Annotated in this window: 19 protein-coding genes; 9 read left to right on the forward strand and 10 right to left on the reverse strand. The window is 63.7% G+C overall.

Features of this window, described 5'->3' with window-relative positions; translation table 11 throughout:
• Positions 1-10: 10 nt before the first annotated feature.
• Together GAU_RS11945 and GAU_RS11950 are read right to left on the reverse strand one after the other, a co-directional pair.
• Positions 11-3,166: a SusC/RagA family TonB-linked outer membrane protein gene (locus GAU_RS11945; RefSeq protein WP_041265497.1), complete on the reverse strand. Its 3,156-nt coding sequence runs from the start codon at positions 3,164-3,166 to the stop codon at positions 11-13.
• Between the two features lie 427 nt (positions 3,167-3,593).
• On the reverse strand, positions 3,594-3,989 hold the full coding sequence (locus GAU_RS11950) for a c-type cytochrome (protein WP_052574405.1): 396 nt from the start codon (positions 3,987-3,989) through the stop codon (positions 3,594-3,596).
• Between the two features lie 282 nt (positions 3,990-4,271).
• Here GAU_RS11950 and GAU_RS11955 point away from each other — a divergent pair, with 282 nt between their 5' ends.
• Complete coding sequence (locus tag GAU_RS11955; protein ID WP_041265498.1) at positions 4,272-5,744, forward strand: NAD(P)/FAD-dependent oxidoreductase; 1,473 nt, start codon at positions 4,272-4,274, stop codon at positions 5,742-5,744.
• 29 nt (positions 5,745-5,773) lie between these two features.
• Here the strand turns inward: GAU_RS11955 and GAU_RS11960 are convergent, their stop codons facing one another.
• The 3 genes from GAU_RS11960 to GAU_RS11970 are packed head-to-tail and all read right to left on the reverse strand — an operon-like array spanning position 5,774 to position 11,559.
• The gene (locus GAU_RS11960; protein ID WP_015894132.1) at positions 5,774-6,301 is read right to left on the reverse strand and encodes a PepSY-associated TM helix domain-containing protein; all 528 of its coding nucleotides are present in this window, start codon (positions 6,299-6,301) and stop codon (positions 5,774-5,776) included.
• Between the two features lie 49 nt (positions 6,302-6,350).
• Entirely contained in the window at positions 6,351-9,692 is a 3,342-nt protein-coding gene (locus GAU_RS11965; protein ID WP_015894133.1) for a S41 family peptidase, read from the reverse strand.
• A gap of 43 nt (positions 9,693-9,735) precedes the next feature.
• Positions 9,736-11,559, reverse strand: coding sequence for an alkaline phosphatase family protein (locus tag GAU_RS11970; RefSeq protein WP_015894134.1), 1,824 nt, complete (start codon positions 11,557-11,559; stop codon positions 9,736-9,738).
• Positions 11,560-11,608: 49 nt separating this feature from the next.
• On the opposite strand from GAU_RS11970, the gene GAU_RS11975 reads away from it, so the two are divergent.
• From GAU_RS11975 to GAU_RS11995, 5 genes are all read left to right on the forward strand, one after another.
• The gene (locus tag GAU_RS11975) at positions 11,609-12,787 is read left to right on the forward strand and encodes a TonB-dependent receptor plug domain-containing protein (RefSeq protein WP_015894135.1); all 1,179 of its coding nucleotides are present in this window, start codon (positions 11,609-11,611) and stop codon (positions 12,785-12,787) included.
• Positions 12,788-12,826: 39 nt separating this feature from the next.
• Complete coding sequence (locus GAU_RS11980) at positions 12,827-13,210, forward strand: surface-adhesin E family protein (protein WP_015894136.1); 384 nt, start codon at positions 12,827-12,829, stop codon at positions 13,208-13,210.
• A gap of 65 nt (positions 13,211-13,275) precedes the next feature.
• Positions 13,276-14,652 carry a carboxypeptidase regulatory-like domain-containing protein gene (locus GAU_RS11985; protein ID WP_041265500.1) on the forward strand — a complete coding sequence of 459 codons (1,377 nt, stop codon included), beginning with the start codon at positions 13,276-13,278 and terminating at the stop codon, positions 14,650-14,652.
• 8 nt (positions 14,653-14,660) lie between these two features.
• Positions 14,661-16,166, forward strand: coding sequence for a carboxypeptidase regulatory-like domain-containing protein (locus tag GAU_RS11990; protein WP_015894138.1), 1,506 nt, complete (start codon positions 14,661-14,663; stop codon positions 16,164-16,166).
• A gap of 133 nt (positions 16,167-16,299) precedes the next feature.
• A complete protein-coding gene (locus tag GAU_RS11995) occupies positions 16,300-16,515 on the forward strand; it encodes a hypothetical protein (protein ID WP_015894139.1) in 216 nt (71 codons plus the stop codon).
• Positions 16,516-16,573: 58 nt separating this feature from the next.
• Here GAU_RS11995 and GAU_RS12000 read toward each other — a convergent pair whose 3' ends face one another.
• A complete protein-coding gene (locus GAU_RS12000; protein WP_041266502.1) occupies positions 16,574-17,791 on the reverse strand; it encodes an NADP-dependent isocitrate dehydrogenase in 1,218 nt (405 codons plus the stop codon).
• 317 nt (positions 17,792-18,108) lie between these two features.
• Here GAU_RS12000 and GAU_RS12005 point away from each other — a divergent pair, with 317 nt between their 5' ends.
• On the forward strand, positions 18,109-20,097 hold the full coding sequence (locus tag GAU_RS12005) for a CocE/NonD family hydrolase (RefSeq protein ID WP_052574406.1): 1,989 nt from the start codon (positions 18,109-18,111) through the stop codon (positions 20,095-20,097).
• 13 nt (positions 20,098-20,110) lie between these two features.
• Here GAU_RS12005 and GAU_RS12010 read toward each other — a convergent pair whose 3' ends face one another.
• Genes GAU_RS12010 through rpsP form a run of 4 tightly spaced genes read right to left on the reverse strand, consistent with a single transcriptional unit; the run spans position 20,111 to position 22,382 of the window.
• The gene (locus GAU_RS12010) at positions 20,111-20,620 is read right to left on the reverse strand and encodes an asparaginase domain-containing protein (RefSeq protein WP_015894142.1); all 510 of its coding nucleotides are present in this window, start codon (positions 20,618-20,620) and stop codon (positions 20,111-20,113) included.
• On the reverse strand, positions 20,617-21,498 hold the full coding sequence (gene trmD / locus GAU_RS12015) for a tRNA (guanosine(37)-N1)-methyltransferase TrmD (protein ID WP_015894143.1): 882 nt from the start codon (positions 21,496-21,498) through the stop codon (positions 20,617-20,619). Before trmD ends, GAU_RS12010 begins: the two co-directional genes overlap by 4 nt.
• A 31-nt stretch (positions 21,499-21,529) precedes the next feature.
• Positions 21,530-22,156, reverse strand: coding sequence for a ribosome maturation factor RimM (rimM, locus tag GAU_RS12020; protein WP_269446049.1), 627 nt, complete (start codon positions 22,154-22,156; stop codon positions 21,530-21,532).
• On the reverse strand, positions 22,068-22,382 hold the full coding sequence (gene rpsP, locus GAU_RS12025) for a 30S ribosomal protein S16 (RefSeq protein WP_015894145.1): 315 nt from the start codon (positions 22,380-22,382) through the stop codon (positions 22,068-22,070). Before rpsP ends, rimM begins: the two co-directional genes overlap by 89 nt.
• 440 nt (positions 22,383-22,822) lie before the next feature.
• Between rpsP and ggt the strand changes: the two genes are divergently transcribed.
• Positions 22,823-24,535 carry a gamma-glutamyltransferase gene (gene ggt / locus GAU_RS12030; protein WP_015894146.1) on the forward strand — a complete coding sequence of 571 codons (1,713 nt, stop codon included), beginning with the start codon at positions 22,823-22,825 and terminating at the stop codon, positions 24,533-24,535.
• 146 nt (positions 24,536-24,681) lie between these two features.
• On the forward strand, positions 24,682-26,838 hold the full coding sequence (locus tag GAU_RS12035) for a TonB-dependent receptor (RefSeq protein WP_169307671.1): 2,157 nt from the start codon (positions 24,682-24,684) through the stop codon (positions 26,836-26,838).
• Positions 26,839-26,845: the final 7 nt, after the last annotated feature.

Genomic DNA, 26,845 nt, shown 5'->3' on the forward strand with positions numbered 1-26,845 from the left:
GAGTCTCGTCTCAGAAGGAGAAGTTCATACGGAGCATCAGGATGCGAAGCGGCGGCGTCGAGAAGTACTCCTCACCACCACGCTGATCGGAGTTCGCCGCGGAGGCCTCCGGATCCACACCCTTGTAGTCGGTCATCACGCCGAGATTGCGGCCCGTAAGCACGATGTTCCACCGCGTCGTGCGAAGCTTGTTCGCCCAGGCGGTCGGCATCTCGTACGACACCGACAGTTCGCGCCAACGGATGAAATCACCGTTTTCCATCTGACCCGTGTAGATGGCGTCAGCCGTGGCGTAGGCATACGCCTGCTCCTGCAGCGACACCGACTTGTCGTAACGACCACGGCAGGTGACACCGTTCTGGCACTGGTGGCGGAGCGTGTTGTTGAACTTGGTGATGCCCCACTTGCCATCGAACTGCGAGGTGATGCGGAGCTTCTTGTTGAGCAGTTCCAGCGTCGGCGTGAACGCCATTTCCTTCGTCGGGAACGACGAGCCCTGATAGATAGCCGTATCGCTGTAGACCACTTCGCTGCGACCCGCGATGATCCCGTCGTTGTTCACGTCGCGCGGCGTGACCGTGCGGTCCCACAGACCGTAGATCGGGTAGCCCGGGCGGTTCTGCTGCGTGTTGCGATTGCCTGACGGGATCGTGGCCACACCCTCGGCCAGCTTCGTCATGCGGTTCTTCAGCGTCGAACCCGTCAGCGCGAAAGACAGGCCCACGGCGTCGCTTTCGATGATGCGCTGGTTCCAGGTGAGTTCAACACCCGAGTTCTTGATGTTGCCGATGTTCACGATCTGCGACTGCAGACCCGACAGCGACGGGGCGATGTCACGCAGGATGAGCGCGTCCGTGGTGGACTTGTTGTACGACGTCAGTTCGATGTTGGTACGACCCGAGAACATCTGCAGGTCGAAACCGAACTCGGTTTCCGCCGAGTATTCCGGCTTGAGATTCGCGTTGCCCAACGAGCTGAGCGTAGCGCCCGGCGTTTCGCCGGAGGCCAGCGTGAGCGCACCCGGCGAGTACGCCTTGATGGACGCGGTATCGGCCGGAATCTGACCAGAGGCGCCGTAGGTACCACGCAGACGCAGGCTGTTCAGCCAGTCGCCCTTCGGGAAGAACGCTTCGTCGGAGATGAGCCACGACGCGCCGACCTTCGGGTAGTACACCGCGCGGGTGTTGGCACCGAACGCGCTGGCGGCGTCACGACGCAGACCGCCGGTGAGGAACAGCTTGTCCCGGATACCAAACTGCTGCTCAACGTAGTAACCGAGCGTACGACGATCGGTGATGTTCTGCGTGCTGCTACGCGTGGCCGCAGCCGTCACCGTCACACCACCCGGCGGGAGACCGATGCCGGTGCTCTGCTGCAGCGTGCGGAAGTTGCGCACGTACTGCATACCGACTGACGTCTTGGAGTTGAGCCAATCGAGCAGCTGGAACGTGCCGGTGGCGCCGTAGTCAGCCGTCTGCTGGTTGGTTTCCACACGGTTGGCCGTGATGTTACCCGACCGCACCGTACCCGTATTCGGGCCTTCGCCGACCTTCGAGATGAACAGGTCGTTGCGGAACGTGATGTCCGAGCCAAGGGCCGCGCGCGTCGCCAGCCACGACACCGGGTTCCACTGCGCCGTCGCCGTGTTGATGAAACGATTGATGTTCTGCGAGGTGGTCTGCGCCAGCACGTCACCCATCATGAACGAGCGGTAGCCGCGCAGATTGTTGCCCTGCGAATCCTTCAGATCGCCGCGCCAGTTACCGCCCAGTGCCGCCACCATCAGACCGTTGCCGTTGTCTTCGTTCTGCGGCAGACGCAAGTCGGAATTGATGAAACCCGACGACACCTGCAGGAACAGATTGGGACGCAGCTCCGCGCTCACGTTGGCGCGGAAGCTGTTACGCGCCAGTGCATTCGGACGCATGATGTCGCTCGGGAGCGACGTGACGCCGCGCTGTGTTTCGAGGCGCGTGACTTCGGAGCTCGGCATCTTGTAGATGCCCGTCTCGCTCTCCGTCTGGCCGGAGACGAAGAACTGCACCTTGTCGTTACCGCCCGACGACTGGAGGTTGTACTGCTGGCGATTACCCGTGCCGATCGGCGTCAGGTCCGACTGGTTGAGCACGTTGCCGCGCGACAACGAGTCGGTCACGCCTGCAACGCAGCGGCCGTCAACCATTTCCTGCAGTGTGCAGATGGCGGAAACGTTCGGTGCCGTGGCACGGCGACCCCACAGCGACCACAGGTCCGGATACTCTGCCGTGTTGTTGATACGGCCGTTTTCCGCCGACAGGTTCCACGTGGTGCGACCCGACTTACCGCGCTTCGTGGTGATCACGATAACGCCGTTGGCCGCTTCCGTGCCGTACAGCGTGGCGGCCGAGGGGCCCTTGATGATCTCGAGGCTTTCGATCTCGTTCGGATTGATATCATCGAGACGCGACGGGCCCGAACCACCAACGCCCAGACCGTCGCCCGTGGCGCCGGAGGCACGCACACCGTCGATCACGATGATCGGATCGTTGGAGAGCGAGAAGGAGTTCTGGCCGCGGATACGCACGCGTGAGCCGGTGCCGGTGGCGCCGGTCTGCACGACCTGCACACCCGACGAACGGCCGGACAGCAGGGCGCCCATGTTGCTCACGGGCAGTTCGGCGATCTTCTCGGCGACGTTCACCTGCGTGGTGGCGTTGGCCAGTTCGACCTTACGCTGCTGACCGGTCACCGTGGTCACGACGGCGGCGAGCGAAAATGCCGCCTGGCCCAGCTTCACATCAGCCACCACCGGGGCGCCTTCGGTCACGTTCACCGTGACACGCTGCGCTTCAAAACCGATGCGGCTCACTTCGAGCGTCACGGAGCCCGTGTTGGGAACACGCAGCGTATAGCGCCCATTCTCGCCCGTCAGCGTGCCGATCTGCGTGCCGGCAACAAGGACGCGAGCCTGCTGGATGGGCTGACCGGTGCCACCATCGGTAACCGTACCGGTGACAGTGCCGCCGCCTTGCGCGGCCGCCGTTGGCGGCGCGAACAGGCTGAGGCTCGCCGCGAGGGCCAGCAAAGAAGTGGTCAACCGACGCCGCAGCACTTGCGGACGTGTGGCGACCGGTGGCGAGCAGCCGCGCTCTCCACGGGTGAACGCAGCGGGTACGAACAATCGCATCTCGTGACTCCCCAGATCAGGATCACACGCCGACCACCCAGATGTGGTCGGTCGATGGCCACATCACCCCATCGCGTCGTTGGTGCGCGGTGGAGTGAACGGGCCATTGCTACACGGAGACGGGTATCTCCGGAAAGCTCAGAGGAGAACAGGGTATCGCGGTACTCGCGCACACCTGTGACGGCGGGAGGCGCTGGGGAAGCGCCGGGTGGTGGAGGGGGACAGCGGTATCGCAGAGGGGAACAACAAAGGGCCGATTCGCGTCACGCGGATCGGCCCTGATGCGCGCGTTGCCGCGCGGAGCATCCCGGAACCTCACTGCTGACAAATCTTAGCCGCGGCAGAGGGTACGGAATACGAGCACAACTGTCAATAGCGTATCGTCATCCGGATCGGTGAGTTACGCGATGCACATTCACTCGATGCCTCAGGGAGCGGAGGCCGGCAGCTTGAACGTGATGGCCGACAATGCGACCGAATCGGTGGCGAGACGTGTTGTTCCGGCGGGCAAGCCGTTCAACTTGAGGATATAGGCCACCGTCGCGCCGTACTCTTCCCGCGGCAACGTGCCCGGATCTCCGTCCGGCATGGTCGTGCGAATCTGTTCGAACAATTCGAACAACGGACGGCCAACCCACTTCCCCTTGAAGTCACTGTTGGTGAATTCGTCGAGTTCGTGGCACTCGGCGCAGGACTTTTTGTACACGGCCTGCCCTTCGGTGGCCTGTTCTTCGGAATAGACCGCCACGCTGTCGCCGGTATCTCGGACCACGATAGGGCGGTTCTGCGCCGCCAGCCGGGCACCCGGCTGCTGGGCGGTCATGCGGCTACCCGCAAAGACACTTGCCGCAACCACGGCAAGAAGAAAGGCACTCGGGAGATGTGTGTGCTTGTGCATGGCGATTCAACGTGCAAGGTGGGGGTTTCGCTGGTCCGGGGAGCTTTTGCTGGCTGATCCATACCCCGAAGTCTCGTGGAAAGATTTCGGAAAGATTGCGGAGCCCGGAAGCCCCGAACATCTTGGCGTGCACGCGCTTGGCGGCCGCACGCGGCAATCAGGAACGTGACCGTGCGCACACAAAGCCCCCTCCCCCGATCCCGCTTCATGGACTCCACGGATTCCGCCACCACGTCCAACGACGCCGGCCTGCCAGAGGCTGACCGACCTGAAGCCGGCTTCCCGCGGCCTGTGGTCGACGACCTGCCCCGCCGCGACTTTCTGCGGGTCGCTGGCAGTGCCGGCCTGCTGCTCGCCGGCGGCTGTGCCCCGCCGATCGCGTTTGCCAATGCCCCGGCCAAGGGCATCGAGCGGGGGCGAGGCGCGACGAGTTCCAGCAGCCATGTGGTGGTGATCGGCGCCGGCGCCTGGGGTGGCTGGACGGCCTATCACCTGCGGTCCCGCGGTGTCCAGGTCACGCTCATCGACGCCTATGGTCCGGGGAACTCCCGCTCCACCAGCGGCGACGAGACCCGCGGTATCCGTTCGTCCTACGGCGACCGCGCCGTCGGTGAACTCTGGACGCCATGGGCCCGCACGGCCATTCAGCGCTGGAATCTGTTCGAACAGGAATGGGGCCCGGTCTTCCGCACGAAGTTCTTTCACCAGACGGGGGATGTGATCATGCGTCCCACCCGCGAGCCCTTCATCACCAAGACCATCGATCTGTGGACCGCCAACAAGGTCCCGCACGAGGTCCTGAGCGGCGATGAAGCACGGAAGCGCTGGCCGGTCATCAAGGCCGACGATATCACCGTGGCCATCACCGAGCCCGACGCCGGTGTGGTACGCTGCCGCGCCGCGACACAGGCGGTGGCGGCGATCGGCCAGAAGATGGGTGTCAAGTTGGTCATCGGCCGCGTCAAGCCGGGTGACATCCGCAACAACATGATGGACGGTGTCACCCTCGAAGATGGCACCGTGATCCGCGGCGACTCCTATGTGTTCGCCTGTGGCCCCTGGCTGCGCAAACTCTTCCCGTACCTCGAGAATCGGATGCGGGTGCCAATCGGACACGCCCTGTATTTCGGGGTGCCGGTGGCCGATTCGCGCTTCAGTTTCCCGAACCTGCCGAGCTACAACTTTCCGGGTGTCACCGGGTGGCCCATGCTGCCGGTGGACAGCCGCGGGTTCCGCGTGCGTGGCGCCATCGCCGCACCAGCGTCGGCGTCGGCGTCGGCCGCACCGGCTGGCGGCGCACCAGCCAATTCCCCGGCTGCCACCGCAACACCGCCGGCCGATCCGGCGCAGCAGGATCCGGATCTGAGTTCACGGTGGACCAATCAGGATCGTGTCGACGGGGCGCGGCGTTTCCTGGCGGCGCGTTTCCCATTGCTCGCCAACGCGCCGTTGCTCGAAACACGGGCCTGCCACTACGAATCGAGCATCAACGGGAATTTCATCATCGACAACGTACCCGGCACGACCAACGCCTGGATTGCCGGCGTGGGCCAGGCCGAAGGCTTCAAATTCGGCCCGGTCGTGGGCGACTATGTCGCCCAGCGTGTGCTCGGCATCAATGGTGACCCTGAGCTGGTGAAGGCGTTCAAGCTACCGACGACGGAGTACACACCGGGCTGATCTCCGGTGTGTTCCGCCCGTGGTATCCCTCAAGCGTCGCCGGCTTCCCGGCGGCGCTTGTTGGCTTTGGCCCGGTATGGCAACAGGAACAGATAGATGCCGGTGATCCAGAGCCCCAGCACGATGATGCCCGACGGCAGGAAGACCCAGAGCTTCGCCGCGTCGGCAAACCACGACCCGTCGTGCATGGTCTCGATGAGATCCGAACGACGATAGGCGCTCTGCAGCACCGCGCCGGTGCCGATGTCGACCTGGATCTCCCAATGATCGACCGTGGCGACCTTGGCCAGTCCCTTCCCCGGTCGCACGTCGATCCGGTCGATGCTCGTCCAGTCAACGATCTTCGCTTCCGGCACCGACTTCGCCGCATCGAAGATCTGCTGCATGCTGACCGTGGGCGTCGTGTTCTTGGTCTTCTGTTCAGGAGGCTGCACCCATTCGATCTGCTTCTTGAGCTGCAGTAGCAGCCCCGTCACGATCACGATGAGGAAGGGGATCGATACGGCAATCGATCCCCAACGATGCAGCTTGCGGTTCAGGAGGCGGGGGTTGGTCATTTTGCATTCTACCCCCGCGCTCCATGGTCAGCCAACCAATGCGCGCGATCTATCGACCGCGGCGTCCCCATACCGGAGCATCCGGCTCCTGATTGGCGCGCTCGTTCTTGTAGGTGCCGAGCAGACGCATCGCTTCCTGCACGGCCCGCTCGAGCTGCGGGTCACGGCCGGAAATCACCTCTCGTGGAAAGTTCTCCACGTCGATGTCCGGGGCGACACCTTCATTCTCCACGGCGAACTTGGGATCGCGTGAGAAGAATCCAAAGCGGGGGGCGATCATCGAACCGCCGTCCACGAACGGCGGTGTGTCGGTGGTGGCCACGAGGCCGCCCCACGTGCGGGAGCCCACCAACGGCCCCAGCTTGCGGCGCTTGAACATGAACGGCATGAGATCACCGCCCGAGCCGGCCATCTCATTGATGATCATCACCTTCGGCCCCCAGATACCGTTGGCCGGGCTCGTGTACGGATAGCGATCACCGACGGGATTGTTGAAGTAGCCGTCGTAATCGCGCCCCAGCATATCGACGATGTAGTCCGCCGCCGATCCACCACCATTGTACCGTTCATCAACGACCACCCCCACACGATCCTGCTGCGCGAAGTAGTAGCGATTGAAGCTCACATAACCCGGCGCACCGGTGTTGGGCACGTACACGTACGCGATCTTGCCACCGGAGAGTGAATCGACCATGCGTCGATTGTGCTCCACCCAGGCACGCGTGCGCAGCCCCTGCTCGTTGGCCACCGGCACAACGGTGATCTGCCGCGCGCCCTGCAGATCGGGACGCGAATTCACCGTGAGCACCGTCTGCCGGTTCGCCGTGCCATCGAGCAGGCGATAGATATTCTCCGGTGCTCGCAGCTCCTGCCCGTTGATGGCCAGGATGTAGTCGCCGCGGGACACGTTCACCCCCGGCATCACCAGCGGCGCCCGCAACTCCGGGTTCCAGCTCTCGGCGTCGTAGATACGCGACAAACGATAGCGGCCGTTCTCGATCGAGAAGTCCGCACCGAGCAACCCGCCATTCGCATCCGGCACTTCGGGCAGATCACCACCACGCACATACGAGTGCCCGATCGCGATCTCGGCGCCCATGTTGTCGAGCAGGTAGTTGAGATCGGCCCGGTGATTCACATGCGCCAGCAACGGCTCGTACATCTTCTTCATGGCCGGCCAGTCGCTGCCCTGCATGTTCTTCACGTACAGGTTGTTGCGCTGATTGCGCCAACCTTCGTCGAAGATCTGCCGGAACTCGGCTTTGGGATCGACGAAGGTGCGCAGCGTGGCGTTGAGACGCCCGGTGCCTGCCGCAGGAATCGCACGATCGCCATCGACAAGGAACAGCGCACCGTTCGCGCCGGTGGTGCGATACAACACCTTGCGGCCATCGCCACTGGTCGTGAACTGCGACACGCCCTGCGCAAACACGGCCGCACGACGCGCGCCGAGCTGGTAGCGATGCAGCGTGTTGCCACCACCCTGCCCTCCTCCCGCCGCGCCGGTGCCTGTCCCGGTGGTGGGAATGGGCTCCAGGAAAAACACCGTGCCTGCAGGACCGGCACGCAGGGCATCGTAGTCGCGCTCGATGACGCCCTGCACCGTCAGGATGCGCTGGGCAATACCGTCATAGTCGATGCGCACCGGACGCACCGGTGCCGACGCGACACGGGTCGTATCGGCCGCACGCGGCGCGCTGCGTGTGGAATCGCGCATGGCATCGCGCGCACTCTCATCGTCGCTCTCGGGTAGCAGCGGCGACGGCTCGGCTTTGCTCAGTACGGCCAGGTAGAGCGCCCGCGTTTCCGGACGATCGAACTTGGACATATCGAGCAACGACGAGTTGAGCCCGAAGTTGGTGGAGGCCAGGAACCAGAGATACTTGCCACTGGCATCCCACGCCGGATTGCTCGCGTCGGCCATACCATCGGTGAGCTGCTTCACCGCGCCAGTCTCCACTTCATAGACAAAAATCGCCCGCAACAACGACTTGAGTCGCTTGGGATACGCCAGGCACCGCGAATCCGGACTCCAGACCGGCACGATGGACCGATCCATCATGAAGTACGGATCGGTGTCGGCCACCTTGGCCTTGCCACTCGCCACATCCACCAACCAGATGCGGAAATGCGTGTCCTGGAACGCAATCGTTTTCCCGTCCGGCGACCAGCTCGGCGAGTACGGGCGGCTCGGTTCCGGCAACACGATCTCGCGCGTCGCCCCAACACCCTCCTGCGGCGCGATCACCAACTGGTACTCACCACTGCGATCACTGAACCACGCGATCGATTTGCCATCCGGCGACCAGATCGGCGCGATTTCGGCAGAGGCACTGCTGTTGGTCAGATTGCGCACATCCCCCTTTTCTGCCGGGATGGTGAACACTTCGCCACGCGCTTCCACCGCCGCGCGCTTGCCCGTGGCCGAGAGTGTGAGACCCGTGGCGCGCGCGGTGACATCCTTCCACTGCGGCATCATCCACGGGAAATCGCCCGCAGCCGAGATGTTCACAATCTTGTGTGTGCCAGCACGCGCATCGAGTTCATGCACGTAGCCGGCCTGCTCGAACACCACACTGTTGCCGGACGCGTCGAGTGTCTTGACGTCGAAATCCTTGAACGTGGTGATCTGCTTGAGCGCCCGCCCTTTGGTGTCGTACGACCACACATTCGACACGCCGTCGCGATCGGACAGGAAATACACCGCATCCCCGACCCACACCGGATCCATTTCCTTGCTGCCGGAAAAGGGCGTGGTGTCGAGCGCAAACGATGCGAGGTCGAGAATCCAGATCGGCTTGTTCTGCCCACCGCGATAGTTGCGGCGTTCTTCGTCCCATGACGACGGCATGCGGTACGCCACACGCTTGCCATCTGTGGAGATCTTGCCCTGGAAGGCGCGTGGCATGGGCATGGCCGTTTCCACACCTCCTCCGACGGGCACAGTCCAGAATCGTGGTGCACCACTGGGCGCCCAGGTCGCGCGCGGCGAGGCAAACACCACGCTCTTGCCGTCCGGCGTCCATCCTTGCACCACATCCGCGGAGGGATGCCAGGTGAGCCGCGTCGGCTGGCCTCCTTCCACCGGCACCACGTACACATCGGTGTTGCCCGCATACTCCGCACTGAACGCCACCTGACGTCCGTCCGGCGAGAGCTTGGGGTTTTGCGTCACCCCCTGAAAGGAAGTGAGACGCCGGGCGGCACCACCGGCGCGCTCCACCACCCAGATGTTGTTGGCATACGCAAAAGCAATGGACTGCGCACTCACACTCGGCGAACGCAGCATGCGCGTACCCGACTGTGCGGATGCCGATGTAGCCAGCGTGAAGGGCGTCGCCAGCACAGCGAGACGCAGCGTGCGCGCGATGGGGACAGAAAGTCGTACCATGGCACTCGAGGGGTGGGAGAAACAGAAGAGGCCGCAGACCGGCCTAATATCGCCAGAGAACACCATCGTTGGCGGCACGGAGCGGCAACGTGAGCACCGTTCTGGACCCGCCAGGTTGCCATTGTCCGTCACGCAGCACGCGACGGTCCAGCCAGATCCGCACCAGATATTGTGCACCGGGCTCGAGTCCCGTGAGGTGCAACGCGGCTCCCGGCAGCGCCAGTTCCTGTCCATTGTCCGAGACACTCCAGTCGGACAAGGCAATGCGGTGCTCACCGACCACGACATCTTTCCGGCCGGCGGTGCTACGCCTGGACACCTGGAGGTTCACATGCGCGGAGTCACCGGCCCAGCGGCGTTCTTTGTCCGACAGCACGAGCTGGGCGATCGGCGTGGTATCACTGAGATTAGCGAGCGGCCCGTGCCAGCGGGTGAGGGCAAAGCGATTGGCGCGTACCACCGTGGCGGTGGCCAGGGCAAACGTGGCGCGGCGTGCGGGTGGCACGCGCAAGTCGTCGAATCCTCCGAACTGCCGGCGCACGGTCATGGCGAGATCGTCCGGTGTGTCCTGGAAATTCGACATCACCATGCCCACCGCACTGCTCGCACTCAGCGCTCCATGCGTGCCTCCCAGCGGGCGCATGCGGTTGGCCACCGAAACCATGCCGAGCCCCACCCGATGATCGTCGCGGAGTGACACGAGAATGGGTGCCGGATTGCGGGTGGCGTCACGATGCCCGTGCACAATGCGCACGACGGCGGCGGGGTACCACGCATCGGCCGTGGCACGCACCCATGCCGCGGTCGGTGCAAACCCATCGGCGCGCATGGCTCCACTCTCCCGCATCGCCTGCATGACCGTCGTCAATCGCAAGGGATCGCCAGCAATCGACGAATACCGATAGAGATCCTGATTGTCTTCGTGTCGCCACACAATCTCTGCGCGTCCGCTGTCGGAGGCCACGAGGTAGCGCTCGCCGCCAAGGCGACGGGTGACCACATCGACGCCAGGCGTGGCCACCAGCAGCTCCATCACACGAGCTTCCGAATCCGGCAGACAGAACACACCGAAACCGGTCGTGACACCATCCACACTGAACGCCACATCAGTGGGGGATGTCAGCGTGCGCGCGAGACGAAAGCCATGCGCGCGCAACACATCGGCGATCGGGAGGAACGTGGCATCGGAAGCGCGATTGTGCCCATGGTCGGACAGCAACACGATCTCGAGATCACGGCCGGTCTGTTCACGATACCGGCGATTCAGTTCTGTCAGTGAGCGATCGAGGTGTGTGAGATACTGCGCCACATTGCCACGCATGTGCTGCAGCGCGTCCGGTCCCACGTTGTAGATGTACACGGTATGCCGGCCACGACTGCGCAGCACGGCTTTGACATCCGTATCGACCTCCCGCCGCGCCGTCGGCCAGGACATGAGGTAGGCGCCGAGATGGTGGAACTTGGCATCGAAGGCAAAGTCCATCCGCTCTTCGTATTCGATGGGACGAATCGCGTCGAGCGCATCACCAATGACCGCATTGTGTCGCGTGCTGTAGTACACACGCTGATAGCCCGCCGGCGGTTGCACCCCAAAGATGGCGTGCCACGCGATGTCACTGATCGATGGAAAGGTGGAGATCAGCCGTCCCGGGGGACGAAACGCAGCGAACTGTCCACGAGCGCGGGCGTCCTGCACATCCCGGAAATCCAGGCCATCCAGCGCTAGGACGAGGCGTCGGGGCAACTCTTCAGGAGCCGGTGTGGGCGCAGGGCGTCTGATCGGGAGACAACCGGACACAACACACAAGGCACTCCAGAGCAGAATGCGACCGACGATGAGCTTGCCCCGATTGAGAATGACCCGCATGATTCATCATCGTAGCATGTCGAAGCGACCACACAAGCCCGCGTCGCCAATGCGTTCCCGCCCCCTGTATGTCAGCGCCGCCTTCTTGGGTGGCATCTTGTGCCTCGCCCCTGCCTCTGCGAGTGCGCAATCCGGTTCCGCCAGCGCCAACCCGCCTGGCACGGGCACTGTGCGTGGTGCCATCACCACGCTGGATGGCGTGCCAGTGGGTGGTGCGACGGTACGCCTGGTCAGTGAGCGCGCCGTCCTGACGATCGTGTCGGAGTCTGATGACAACGGCAATGTGATCTTCACCAAGGTGCCCGAAGGGCGCGGGTGGATGCATGCGCGTCGCATCGGCTTCCGTCCGGATTCGATTCCAGTGACCATCTCCGGCGATCAACCTCCACTGGCCACACTGAGCATGACGCGCGTGGCGGTGGAACTGAGCGCCGTGCGTGTGCTCGGCCGTCGTGAGATCCCCGGTCCCATGGGCGGATTCTTCCGTCGCATGCAGCAGAACGGTGGCGGGCACTTTTTTTCGGCCGCAGAACTCGAACGCCGTAATCCGTCGAACATGACCGACGTGTTCCGGCACATTCCCGGCATGCGCATCGAATCGAATGGACCGATCAATCGGGTCCGCATGCGCAACAGCCGCTGCGCGCCATTGGTGTGGCTCGATGGACAGCCTCTGTTCGCCGGAGAAGTGGACCTCGACGGTTTTGATCCCCGCACCTTCGAGGGGATCGAGATCTACAGTGGTCCGGCCTCCGTGCCGGTGGAGTTCCAGGGCAATCAGCGCATGAGCAGTGCCTGCGGCACCATCGTGCTGTGGTCCAAGCGCGGTGAGCTGCGCCCGAAGCGACGCAAGAAGGACGACCCCACACCATCGGCATTGATCGCCCAGTTGGTGGAAAAGGGTGAAGCATTTGTCGCCAACGACGTGGATGGCGCAGCCTATCCCGATTCGTCATCGCTGGTGAAACCTCTCTATCCGGACTCCCTGTTCGAGGCGCAGATTCCAGGAGCGGTGCTCGTGGAATTCGTGGTGGACCTCAAGGGGCGGGCCATGATGGAGACCTTCAGTGCGGTCACCACCACACACCGACAATTGGTGGAACCCGTACGACGCGCGGTGCAACAGCAGGAGTTCTATCCTGCCAGCCGCCGAGGAAAGGTGGTGCAGCAAGTGATGCAGCTACCGTTCCTTTTTGTTCCTGACTCCACGGCCAGACGGAGACGCTGAGTGGTTTGTGCAACACGATGGGGACGAGGAGTGTTGGCAATGACCGCACTCCTCGGTGGTACACGAATCGCGCATGGACAGTCGGCCAGCGCCCTCAAGGAAATCGGTAAGACCTCGGTAGGCACGCCGGTTTTTCTTGAAACGAAGTCGGTATCCCGGGCGGGGGATGTGGTCACCGCCACCGTGCGCGTGAAATTGCAGCCGCCGATCAAGAACGGCGCACAGGAGTTGCGTAGTTCGCGGGCGATCGGCATGTACGACTGCGTCAAACAAACCGTGGCGACCAAAGAAAGCTGGTACTTCACGGATGATGCCGGACGCAAGGAAGGCATGCACCGCACGGTCAAGGTGCCCGGATTCGGGCCAGCCCTCAAAGGATCTCTCGCCGATGTGGTATTGAAACACTTATGCACAAAGCCCTAACGCGATTCGCGCTTTCCCTGATCGGGTCGACGGTCTTCTGGTCGACCCCCGTCGCGGCGCAGCCCATGCGCGCGCTGGGAACGGTGCGAGGTATTGTATTCGACAGTCTCACACGGAAACCGCTGACAGACGCGGTCGTGGAAGTACGGGAGACCGCACGACTCGCCTATACCGATAAACAAGGTCGGTTCACGCTGGACTCGGTACCGATCGGGGCGCAGCAACTGTCGTTCTCCTCGCCGACGCTCGATTCGCTCGGGGTCTACGGGTTTGCGCGGGAGATCGACGTCACGTCCGACACCCGGGGGGTGGCGTTGTCGACGCCGTCGTTCCGCACTGTGTACGATCGCCTGTGCCCCGCGGCCGGCAACGCGCCACGGGACAGCGCCATCGTGTTTGGCACCGTGTATGATGCCGCGACTCGCGCCCCCATCAGCAAGGCGAGCGTCACGCTGCGCTGGTATGAAACCGGGGGCGACGGTCGCGATTTCCTGATCCTCACGCCGGAACGCAGCACGTTCACCGCAGACGACGGTGTGTATGGCATCTGCGGTGTACCCTCCGATCTCGCGCTGAGCACATCGGCGGCTCACGATTCCGCGACCAGCGGCACATTCAGCACGGTCGTCGGAGCCAGTCGCCTGCTGCGCCGCGATCTGTATGTCAGCCGCGAACTCACCAGTGCGGTAGCGGCAGACACGGGCACTCGTGCGCCGCAGGGAACAGGTGTGGTGCGCGGGACCGTGCGGGATGAAAGTGGCAATGCGCTGGTGGGGGCTTTGGTTGTGCTCACCACGGTGGATCGCACTACGCACACCGATTCACTGGGTCGCTACCGCTTTGGCAACGTACCGCTTGGCACGCAGGAACTCAGTGTGCGGCAGCTGGGACGTGGCGCACTGTATCGCGTCATTGATGTCACAAGGGTGGAGGGCAGCACGCATGACTTCGTGTTGCCGGTGGCCACGGTACTGGCCACGATGAATGTGCGCGGCACAGCGCGGATGGGCGTGGACCAGGCCGGCTTCCTGCGACGCAAGCGCCAGGGGTTTGCGAGGATCATCGAACATGAGGAAATCCAGAAGCGCTACGACATTGGTTCGGCGCTGGCACGGATACCGGGACTTCGCGTGAATCGTTCGATGGGGGGAACGGAGGTCGTGGGTTCCCGCGCGGTCTGCAATTCTCCGATTCCGATCGTCCTGGACGGGGTGCCCATGCGTATGTACGGGAACAACTCCACCATCTCGCGTGAAGCCAACTCTGCGGTGCCTCAGATGCCGACCAACGGCTCACGACTCGACGCATTGGCTGTCAGCGATGTGGTAGCCATCGAGTATCATCCGGGGGGCGCCACCATCCCGATGGAGTATTGGCAGGGCATGCCCCCGACATGTGGACTTATTCTCATATGGACCGTCTTCTCCCGCCGGCAACAATGAGGAGTTTTATGCGCACCATACAGCCAATCCCGTTCAGACTGCTGCTGTCCGCCGTATTGCTCGCCCCCTGTGCCCTGCCAGCCCAACCGCGTGGACCCGTCGGTAGTGTGCGCGGCACCGTGTACGACAGTCTCACACGCAAGCCGATTGTCGATGCCGTGATCGAAGTGCAAGCGACCGCACAGATCACCTATTCCGATGCGCAAGGTCGCTTCACGCTCGACTCGGTACCGCTTGGGGTCCAGCAACTGACTTTCTCGTCGGCGACGCTCGACTCCCTTGGCCTCTATGGGTTTGCGCGCGAAGTGGATGTCACCAGCGATACACGCGGTGTGTTACTGACCACTCCGTCGTTCGGCACGATGTACGGCCGTCTCTGCGCGACCGCAGGGAGTCCGTCCAGAGACAGTGCTATCGTCTTCGGCACGGTCTACGACGCCGCCAGTCGCACCCCGTTGAGCAAAGCGCAGGTTTCATTGCGGTGGCTTCAGTCCAGTGAAGGCGGAAAGGAGTTGAGCAACCCGGAACGTACCACCGCCACCGGAGACGATGGCGTGTACGGCATCTGCGGGCTTCCCGCGGATGTCGCGCTCACCACGACGGCCCAACACGACGCGATCGTCAGTGGTGCGTTCAACACGGTCGTTGGACCGAGCCGAATGCTGCGGCGTGACTTCTACATCAGTCGCGAACTGGGGCAGGCGGCCGACGTCCGGACCAACGCCACGCCCTCATCGGGATCAGGTATCGTCCGTGGAACCGTGCGCTACGAACGGGGCAAAGCATTGCCGGGTGCACTCGTTTCGCTAATCGCCGGCAATCGTTCGACCGAGACCGACGCTGAGGGGCAATTCCGTTTGACGGGTGTGCCGCTGGGTACGCAGGAACTGAACGTTCAGCAGATCGGACGCGGCGGAGTCAGCCGCGCCATCGACGTCACGGCGCGTGACGATGGCACACACGATTTCGTGCTGCGGGGCACCACGGTGCTCGCCACCATGAACGTGCGTGGGAAGGTCGGCGCGGATCAGGCCGGGTTTCTCCGACGCAAGCAGGACGGCATGGTCAGGGTCGTCGAACGCGAGGAAATCCTGAAGCGCAGTGATATCGGTTCGGCGCTGAAGCGTCTGCCGGGCCTGCGCGTGGCACAAAAACTGGGGGGCACGGTGATTGAGGCCACGCGACCGATGTGCGTCGGGCAGGTACCCATCGTGATTGATGGCGCCCTCATACCAAATCCACGAAACACCACCACCTTCAGCGTCCCGCAGGCATTGTCCGGGACGACAGCGATCCCGCGCGCAACAACCACCCCTGCCCCGTCCCGAGCTGCGCAAAGCAGCGTCGTTTCAGCCGCCAATAACGCGCGTGTTGACCAGTTGATGGTCAACGATGTCCTGGCGATCGAGTTCCATCCTGGACCGGCTTCTGTTCCCATGGAGTATTGGCCAGGCCCACCGCCACAGTGCGGCCTGCTGCTCATTTGGACGGTGGCTTCGAACTGGGACAAGTGATGCGCATTCACGCTTGGCTCACCATGCCCTTGCTACTGGTTCCCACGTTGGCGGCCGCGCAGCCGCAGTGATCGGTCGGAACCGTGCGAGGCATCGTATATGACAGTCTTACGCGTCGACCGCTACGAGAGCCGTGATCGAGGTGCGGGAGACCGCGCAGATCACCTACAGCGATGCACAGGGTCGCTTCACGATCGACTCCGTGCCGCTCGGGGCGCAACAGTTGACCTTTTCGTCGCCGACACTCGACTTGCTTGGCCTCTATGGGTTTGCCCGCGACGTGATGGGTACCCCACCTTCGTGTGGCCTGATCATCATCTGGACCACATTCTCCCGCTGGTCCCGCTGAAAAAGACGGCCCCGATGCACATCGCACCGAGGCCGTTCTTCCATCTGCGCCGAGCGCCTTACGCCATCTTCGCCTGCAACCGGCGATCGATCGCGTCGAGGAAATTCTCCGTGTGCAGATACGGCGTGTCCTTGGAAATGAGGATCGCCAGATCCTTGGTCATCTCGCCGGCTTCCACCGCTTCAATGCACACCTGCTCCAGCGTCTCCGCGAAGCGCACCACATCAGGCGTGCCGTCCACCTTGCCGCGGTGCATGAGACCACGCGTCCACGCGAAGATGCTCGCGATGGGGTTGGTCGACGTCTTGTTGCCCTTCTGGTGCTCACGGTAGTGACGCGTCACCGTGCCGTGCGCCGCCTCGGCTTCCATCGTCTTGCCGTCAGGGGTGAGCAGCACCGACGTCATGAGACCGAGTGAACCGAAGCCCTGCGCCACGATGTCCGACTGCACGTCGCCATCGTAGTTCTTGCACGCCCACACGTAGCCGCCTTCCCACTTGAGCGCCGAGGCGACCATGTCGTCGATCAGGCGGTGCTCATACGTGATGCCGGCCTTCTCGAACTCCGCCTTGAACTCGGCGTCGAACACGTCCTCGAAGAGGTCCTTGAATTGGCCATCATAGGCCTTGAGGATGGTGTTCTTCGTGGAGAGGTACACCGGGAAGTTGCGCTGCAGACCGTAACGGAACGATGCGCGCGCAAAGTCCTTGATGGAGTCGTTGTAGTTGTACATGCCCATCGCCACGCCGCCGTCCTGGCCGAACTTGGCCACGTCGAATTGCATCGGCGCGCTGCCGTCGGCCGGCTGGTAGGTGATGGTCACCGTGCCAGGACCCGGCACCTTGAAGTCCGTCGCCTTGTACTGATCACCATGCGCATGACGGCCCACGACAATGGGCTTGGTCCAGTGCGGCACGAGGCGCGGAATGTTTGAAATGATGATCGGCTCGCGGAAGATCACGCCGCCGAGGATGTTGCGGATGGTGCCGTTGGGGCTCTTCCACATCTTCTTGAGCCCGAACTCCTTCACACGCGCTTCATCGGGCGTGATGGTCGCACACTTCACCGCCACACCGTGTTTCTTGGTGGCTTCGGCGGAGTCGATCGTGACCTGATCGCCCGTCGCGTCGCGGTGCTCGATGCCGAGGTCGTAGTAGTCGAGTTCGACGTCGAGATACGGCAGGATGAGCTTGTCTTTGATGAACTGCCAGATGATGCGGGTCATCTCGTCGCCGTCCATCTCGACGACAGGATTCACGACCTTGATCTTCGCCATACGCAGAATGCCGGGTGGGGCTGAAGAGGGACCGTGCACCGCCACCGAGGCGGCCACGAGGAAAACGTCGACGTTCTCCATGCCGGCCAAAGCGGTATTGCGAGCCTCGCAACATGGGGAACACCGCAAGATGCGCCCGGAACCGCGATGGAGCCAGTAGTGGGGCCCGGTCTCGCGAGCTGCGGCCATAGGAGGGTCCTATAGGGGATTCCACGATTGCGCCGTGGCGTGCGTTGAACCAGTGATGGAGTGCGCATCGGCATCTGTATGCCTACGCCCGCGCATCCTTTCCAGACTCCCCTTTCGCCGTCCGCGATATGTCCGTCCTATTCCGCCGCTGTGCATCGCCCAGAGTGGGCCGTGTGGCGGCTACTCTCGCCCTGGCCCTCGCCGGGCTCTCTCCATCACTGCAGGCTCAGGCGCCTGCCCCCAATGCTGAGCTCATTGCCACCCGCCATGCGCAGGAGGCGGAGTTGCAGCAGTTGGCCGACGTGCACCGCTCCGTCATGATGCCGATGCGCGATGGTGTCCGCCTCATGACGGACATTTATGTGCCCAAAGGTCGCTCGGGTGGTGTGCCGCTCATTCTGAGCAAGACGCCGTACAACATGAACTGGTGGGATGTGCGCAATGGGGCGCCACGCGACGTCTCCGCTGTGCTCGGTGCCATCAAGCGTGGCTACGCCTACGCATTGCAGAACGAACGCGGTCACTTCTACAGCGAAGGTCAGTACGACATCCTCGGCCCGCCGGCAACCGACGGGCATGACGCGGTGGATTGGTTCACCAAGCAGTCATGGAGCAACGGCCGTGTGGGGATGATCGGCTGCTCGAGCACGGCCGAATACCAGATGGCCGTGGCCGGCACAAAACCCAAGGGGCTCGCCGCACTGGTACCGCAGGGCTACGGCGCCGGCGTGGGCCGCGTCGGTGGCTGGTATGAGCAGGGCAACTGGTATCGCGGTGGTGCGGTGCAGATGTTGTTCATCACCTGGATCAATTCGCAGCAGAACGCGCAGCGCCCGATGTTCGCTCCGAACCTCAGTCAGTCCGACCTGACCCGTCTGCGCAAGTCATTTGATCTGGCGTGGCAGGGCCCCAGCATCGATTGGTCGAAGGCGCTGTGGCATCTGCCGGTGCAGGACATCCTGAAGGCGGTGGACGGTCCGCCGGGCGTGTTCGCCGACAAGATGCCCGTGGCCACCGGTGGGGAAATGATCAAGCGCACCCCCAACGATCCGCGCTGGGACAAGGGTGGCTTGTACAACGACAGCATGCCGTTCGACACGCCGGCGCTGTGGTTCATGTCGTGGTACGACGTATCGGTGGGCCCGAACATCGCGATGTGGCAGCACGCCATGAAGGTGGCGTCGCCCGAGGTAGCCAAGCAGCAGTACGCGGTGATCGCGCCGGTGGCGCACTGCTCGTACACGCGTGCCACCGAGAACACGGTGGTGGGCGAACGCAGCATGGGCGATGCACGTCTGGACTATGACGCGCTCACCTACGGCTGGTTCGATACGTTCCTCAAGACCAGCACCAAGACCGGCCTGTTGGATACGCTGCCGCGCATCCGCTACTTCACGATGGGCTCCAACACTTGGCAGTCGAGCGACGTGTGGCCGCCAAAGGGTGCGACGCCCACCACGTGGTACCTCACGAGCGGTGGTTCGGCGAACACGATGAACGGCAACGGGGCGCTGGTCGCCAAGCTGCCCAAGGCCCAGCGCGACACGTTCACGTACGACCCGATGAAGCCAGTGACCAGCTATGGCGGCAACGTCTGCTGCACGGGCACGGCCATCCAGGCGGGGTCGTTCGACCAGCGAGTGCGCGAGACCAACCCCGCGATCCTCGTGTACACCTCCGAGCCGCTCAAGGAAGGCATCGAGGTGAGTGGCCCGATCTCGGTCACGTTGTACGTGGGCAGTGACGCCAAGGACACCGACTTCACGGTGAAACTCATCGACGTGGACACCGAAGGGCGCGCCTGGAATCTCGATGAAACCATCCAGCGCATGCGGTACCACACGGGCTACGACAAGCCGGAAACGCGCATGGAAGTCGGCAAGAAGTACAAGGTCACGCTTGGGCCGCTCAACACGAGCAACTTCTTCAAGGCCGGTCACCGTGTACGCGTTGAAGTGTCGAGCAGCAACTTCCCGCGCTTCGACCGCAACCTGAACACGGGTGGCGACAACTTCAGCGAGACGACTGGCGTGGTCGCGCACAACATCGTGTTCCACGGCGGCAAGGACACGCCGTCCAGCATCACCCTGCCCATCGTACGCGCCGTGAAGAAGTAACCGGCGCGTGCCGTCAGTCCTGCGAGGTCGGTGGATTCGGGGACTCCTCGAACACACCGACCTCGCGGTTTTTCATGACGTGCCCCGCCGCGAAATACCGACCATTCATGGCGATGTACACCCCTTCCGGCAACGTCTGCGCGAAACTCAGCGCACTGCCCAGATTGAACAATCCGTCGGAGCTGCCAAAGGCGTATGGCACCATGGCACCGGTGAGCACGATGGTCTTGCCGGTGATGGTCGCCGCCAGATGCTGTGCGGTTTCCGGCATGGTGTCGGTACCATGCGTGATCACCAGCCGCGACTCGGGGGCGCGGGCACAGGCCTCGGCAATCTGCTGCCGATGACTGCCCAGCATCTCCAGTGAGTCGATCATCATCAGCACTTCGACTTGCACATCGAGCATGCTGCGTCCACGTCGCAGCATTTCGGGCAGATGCGTCTCGCGGAACCGCAGCGTCCCGGTGAGTTCGTCGTACTCCTTGTCGAACGTGCCGCCGGTGACAAACACGCGCAGGCTCATGCCGACTCTCCGCTGGACTCGCCCGAAGCGTCCGATGCATCGGTCGGTGTATTGGCCGATGTATTGGCCGATGTATTGGCGCGGTGTTTCGCCGCGCGGCCACGCCGCGCCTTCTCACGCGCTTTCTTGGCCGCCTTGTCCGCGGCCCGACGCTCCAGATCCGCGATGGCCGCATCACGCGCGGCACTCTCGGCTTCGCGCCGTGTCCAATCGGCCCGATCACGCCCCTCGGCCTCTCGTGTACGTCGCAAGCTCTCCGCATCACGCCACGCCGCCACCTTGGCGTGATCACCGCCCATCAGCACGTCGGGTACAGTGTGCCCTTCGTACGAAGCAGGCCGTGTATAGCTCGGCGCACTGATGCCCCGATCGAAGAACGAATCGGTGCGGGCGCTCTCGAGGTCACTCATCGCACCAGGCAGGAGTCGCACAGTGGCATCGACAATGGCCAGCGCCGCCGGTTCCCCACCACTGAGCACAAAATCGCCCAGTGAGAGTTCTTCGGTGGCCAGATGCTGGGCAACCCGCTCGTCGATGTCCTTGTAGTGACCACACAGCAGCGTGAGCTCAGTGCCCGCCGCAAAGCGCACCGCATCGGCATGCGAGAAACGCCGTCCGCGCGGTGAGAGCAACACGATCGGCGAGGTCGCCTGCACCGACGCCACGGCCTCGAAGAACGGGCCAGGCTTCATCACCATGCCGGGGCCACCACCGAAGGGGTAGTCATCGACCGTGCGATGTTTGTCATGCGTGAAGTCACGCAGATCGATGAGCGAGTACTGCACACCACCGGCTGCCGCGGCCTTGGCAGGGATGCTCAGGGACAGCGGCCCCGCAAAAAACTCGGGGAAGATGGTGATGATGTTGATGCGCAGCATGGGCGCGAGTGCGTGCAGGGCCTGCGACGAATCAGTCGAGCAGGCCGGCGAGCGGCGCCAGCACGATCGTACGGGTCTCTTCGTCGATCGAGCGCACGATCTCGTCATGCCACGGCACGAGCGGACGTCCGGTGCTGGTTTCGACTTCCAGGATGAAGCCCTGCGGCGCGTCGTACACATCACGAACATGGCCCACCAGGCCCTGCCCGTCCACTTCCACGCGCATGCCGATCAGATCGCCGACATACACTTCGTCTTCATCGGCTTCCGGCAGACTGGCCGCATCGGCCAGCAGGTAGCGCCCGCGCCAGGCATCGGAGACATCGCGGTCGGTCACCTCGGTGACGCGGACCAGCCATTCCCGATTCATCGGACGGCCGTCTTCGATGTGCAGGGGCTGCGGCGCGCCGTCGGCACCCGGCAGCAGGTTGCCCTCGCGATCGCCCGCAAAAAGCACAGCGCCGGACGCAAAGAGCACGTCCGGCGCATCGTTCAGCGATTCGACAGCCCAGGCACCGCGCACACCATGTGCGCGGCGCACTCGACCGGCGACGATGTACTCAGCCAGCTCAGGCCTCGCCCGAGGGCAGTGCGACGGCCGCAGCCTGGAGCTTGGCCGCGAGACGGGCTTCGTGACGCGCCTTGAGGATACCGGCACGACGGAGGAGCGAGCGGACCGTATCGGTCGGGAGCGCGCCCACGTTCAGCCAATGGTTCACACGATCGGCCTTGAGCGCGATCGCGTTCTCGCCGCCACGCGGCTGGTACTGTCCGAGGATTTCAATGAAACGGCCGTCACGCGGGGCCTTGGAATCGGCAACGACAATACGGTACATCGGGGTCTTCTTCCGGCCTTCGCGGCGGAGACGGATCTTGACGGCCATCTGATTCTCGGACGAGTGGTGTGGTACTGCGTGGGCTCCAAGCCGCTGAGCTGCTGGCACCCACTTCCGGGCTCATCGCGACGCCGGTACTCCCGGCTCGCACCCGGCCCCCGCTATCGGGGAGCCTTGGAAGCTATTCACCCTGCTGGCCGGATACAACTGGCGCTGGAACGGGCTTCCGTGAAGCCCTGAAGACTAGTTGGGAATGGAAGGGTTGCCTGCCTATGGGAAGACGGCAGGACTGTGAAGGGAATGGCCGGGACGCTGGCGCTTCCGCTCTTCTACGAAAAAATTGACCAATCGGCCTAGATTGTGGTGGTCTGGTTGCCCGGCCCCACCATTCCTGCGGCTTTCCCTTCCCGTCATGCGGTTGGTCGCGCCGCCCGGCGGCGCCCACGCGGTTGCCCTTCCCATCCCTTCCCTTCCCGCTCACCCGTCCCATGCGCCAGTGCTCCCTCCCCGGGATCGCCGCGGCGGCCCTGTTGGCCGTCCCGGCTGTCGCGCCCGCCCAAAGCCCTCCGCCTGCCCAACCCAAGGCGGCCGTCGAAGCCCCGCGAGGCATGGTGGTGTCGGCCAGTGCCATCGCCAGTGACGTCGGGCGCAACGTGCTGGCCGCCGGCGGCAATGCGGTAGATGCCGCCATTGCCACCGGCTTTGCCCTGGCGGTCACCTACCCCACGGCCGGCAATATCGGCGGCGGCGGATTCATGGTGATCCGCTTCCCGGATGGACGCGCCACCACGATCGACTTCCGCGAAAAGGCACCGGCCGCCTCGTCGCCGACCATGTTCACCGATTCGACCGGCAACTACTCCTCGCGCATTCACCACAACTCGCACAAGAGTGTCGGGGTGCCGGGCACCGTGGCCGGATTTGCACTGGCCCACCAGAAGTACGGAAAGGCCAAATGGAACGGGCTGGTTGGTCCATCGGCCACCCTGGCCGACACCGGCTTCATCGTGCCGACTGGGCTCGCCGCTTCCCTGGCCGGCGTACGCACCAAGTTGTCCACCGATTCCGGATCGCTGGCCGCCTACTACAAAGCAGGCCAGCCATATTCTGCCGGCGATCGGCTGGTACTCGGTGACCTGGGCAAGACGCTCGGCCGCATCCGCGATCAGGGCCGCGACGGCTTCTACAAAGGCACCACCGCGCAGCTCATCGCCGCTGAAATGCGTCGCGGTGGTGGGCTGATCACTGAAGCGGATCTGGTGGCCTACCAGGCCGCCGAACGGGCAGCGGTGCGTGGCACCTTCAACGGATACGACATCATCTCCATGCCCCCGCCAAGCTCCGGCGGCGTGGCGATGATCGAGATGCTCAACATCCTCGAAGGGATGGACCTCAAGGCGATGGGGCACAACTCGCCGCAGTATGTGCATTCGTTGGTGGAGAGCATGCGTCGCGCCTTCCGTGATCGGGCGCTGTATCTGGGCGATCCCGACTTCACGCAACCGCCCATCGCCAAGCTCACCAGCAAGACGTACGCCAAAGAACTCCGCGCCACCATCGACCCGAACAAGGCATCTCCCTCATCGCCCGCCGACGTGGCGCAGGGGTATGAGAGCGATGAAACCACGCACTATTCAGTCGTGGACAAGGATGGCATGGCCGTGTCGGTGACCTACACCCTTGAAGCGGGCTACGGCCTCGGCGCCGTTGTGGATGGCGCGGGCTTCCTGCTGAACAACGAGATGGGTGATTTCAACGGCAAGCCCGGACTCACCGACTCCACGGGACTCATCGGCACCACACCAAACATCGCGCAGCCCGGCAAACGCATGCTGTCGAGCATGACGCCGACCATTGTGGCGCGTGATGGCAAGTTGGTCGCCGTCGTGGGCAGCCCGGGCGGACGCACGATCATCAACACCGTACTCGAAGTGGTGCTCAACCTCACCGCGTTCGACATGCCCGTGCAGGACGCGGTGAATGCGCCGCGTCTGCATCACCAGTGGCTGCCCAATACGGTGACGGTCGAACGGGTGGGCTTCTCCGAAGCCACGCTCGACGCGCTGCGGGCGAAGGGTCATGTCGTCCGTGTGGGTGGCCAACAGGGCACGGCACACTCCATCGCCATCGACCCCAAGACCGGCAAACGCCTCGGGGCGGCGGACCCGCGCGATCGCGACGCCGGCGCGTCGGGCCACTGACGGAGCACGTCGGCAGCGGCACGAACCCTCGCGATCTTCGTTCTCCTGCCACCCGCCGACCGGACCTGTCAGTTCACCGATTGGCCGCTGCATGACAAACACCGAGAGGCGCATGATGAGTCATGCGCCTCTCGCATTTGCTACCCATGGTCTTCCTGCTTTGGGGAACCATGCCACTGAACATGCTGCACGCCCAGCAGCCCTCCTCTCCGACGGCAACCACGGTGACGGGTCGTGTGCATACCGCCGACGGACGTGGGCTCGCGGGTGCGGTGGTCGCCATTCTCGAAACACTCGAGGAGACACACACCGGCAGCGATGGCCACTTCGTGCTCACGTCCACCCACCGCGGTGTGGCCACCCTCGTTGCACGCGCGGTGGGCTTCGTTCCATCGACGATCGATATGGTGGTGCCGAGCGACTCGATGTTCGTGTTCCGGCTGGTGCCACGTCCTCCCACGCTCACGCAGTTCGTGGTGGTGGCTGCCGGGGAATACACCATCGGCAGCGGTCAGACCGCCTCACTCAAGCCACTCGAAGTCGCGCAGACCCCAGGCGCTGCGGCCAATATCGCCCGCGCCATCCAGACATTGCCTGGAGCGCAGAACGTGGACGAAGGCACGGGGCTCTTTGTGCGCGGCGGCGATGTCACCGAGACGCGCGTGCTGGTTGACGACGCCTGGATGCTGTCTCCCGTGCGCTTCGACAATCCCACCGGCCACACGACCGTCACGGTCAATCCGTTCCTGCTCGATCGCACCGTGTTTTCATCGGGCGGGTTTGGTGTGCCGCACGGCAACGCGCTCTCGGGATTGGTGCGCATGGAAAGTGCAGCAGCGCCCGCGCGACAGACGGCATCGTTGTCGGCCTCCATCGGTGGCGTCAGTGCGGCCTACGGAACACGACTGCATCCCCGTGTGGGAATGCGGGCATCGGCCGGACTCAACTCCCTCGCGGCCCTGACCGCCACGTTCGGTGAGGCCCAGCCCTACGAACCACCACCACGCAGTGGTGACGTCAGTGGCTCGCTCGAGTGGCAATCAGGCGCTGCAGGACGTGTGCGGCTGTTCGCGGTGCGGCAAGGTGGTGTCTTTGGCGTGGGCCAGGCCGGCGTGGGAAGCACATCCCACTACGGTGCACGATCCGCCGATGGACTGGCTGTGCTCTCGTGGCGCGACAGCAGCACGACATGGCGTCCCGCCGTGACCGTCGCATACGCGTCCTTCGACCGCAATGAGACATTCGGCACCTTCCAACTGCGCACACGGTTGTCGGCGCCACAGCTATTGGCATCACTCGGCTACGTCACAACCGATGGCACGCGGTGGCGTGTGGGCGCCGAACGCGAGGCTCTGTCGGCGGCATACGCTGGACACATGCGCACGACAACCGGCGAATGGTCTCCCGTGTTCACAGAGCGCACACCGAGCACCCGCATTGGCGCGTTTGTCGAAGGCAGTCGTCGGTTCGCCTCCGGATTTCACGCCACGCTGGGACTGCGCACCGATCAGAGTTCACTGACCGGGCGGCGCACCTACGACCCGCGTGTATCGTTGGCCTGGCAGCGCGGTGCGTTGGCGCTGACCTCGGCCTGGGGCGTGTACCATCAGGTGGCGGAGCCCACCTACCGTCGCGCATTGCCGGCCAGTGCCTTCTCCCCCATGCGCGTGCACCAGTTCATCGGCGGCGTGCAATGGGGCGCCGATACACTGGGGCTCCGCATCGAGTACTTCGACAAACGGTATGCAGATCTCTGGCAGTTTGCCGACCGTCAGGAGCCGGTGGGCAATGGGACGGGTCGGGCGAATGGCGTGGACATCATGTGGCGATGGCGGTTGGCCCAGGCCACGTCCACACGGGTCACCTACAGCCATGTGCGCTCCCGTCGCACTGATCCGCACAGCGGCCTGATGGCGCGCTCCCTGGCCGACATCACACACTCCGTGACATGGATCGGGGAACATGTGCATCGCAGTCTCACGATGGGCACCTCGGTGCGGTATGCGACGGGAAAGCCCTTCACTGATATCGTCGGCGCAAGACCGGACGAAGGTCTCGCCGCACCGGTGTATGACGATCCGTTTGCGGCCCGTATGCCCGCCTATCTGCGCAGCGATGTGTCTCTGAGCTGGTATCGCGCGCTCGGCGAACGTCGCGGCCTCGTGCTCTGGGGTAGTCTGTCCAATGTACTTGGCCGTGAAAACGTGATGCGGTACCGCTGGTCGGAGGACTACTCCGTGCGATTCCCCGTGCATGCGCCCTTCAATCGTTCGATCTTCATCGGCACCACCCTTCTGCTGTGAGTGATTC

Origin of the sequence: Gemmatimonas aurantiaca T-27, assembly GCF_000010305.1 — a bacterium.
In the GTDB taxonomy this organism is placed as follows: domain Bacteria; phylum Gemmatimonadota; class Gemmatimonadetes; order Gemmatimonadales; family Gemmatimonadaceae; genus Gemmatimonas; species Gemmatimonas aurantiaca.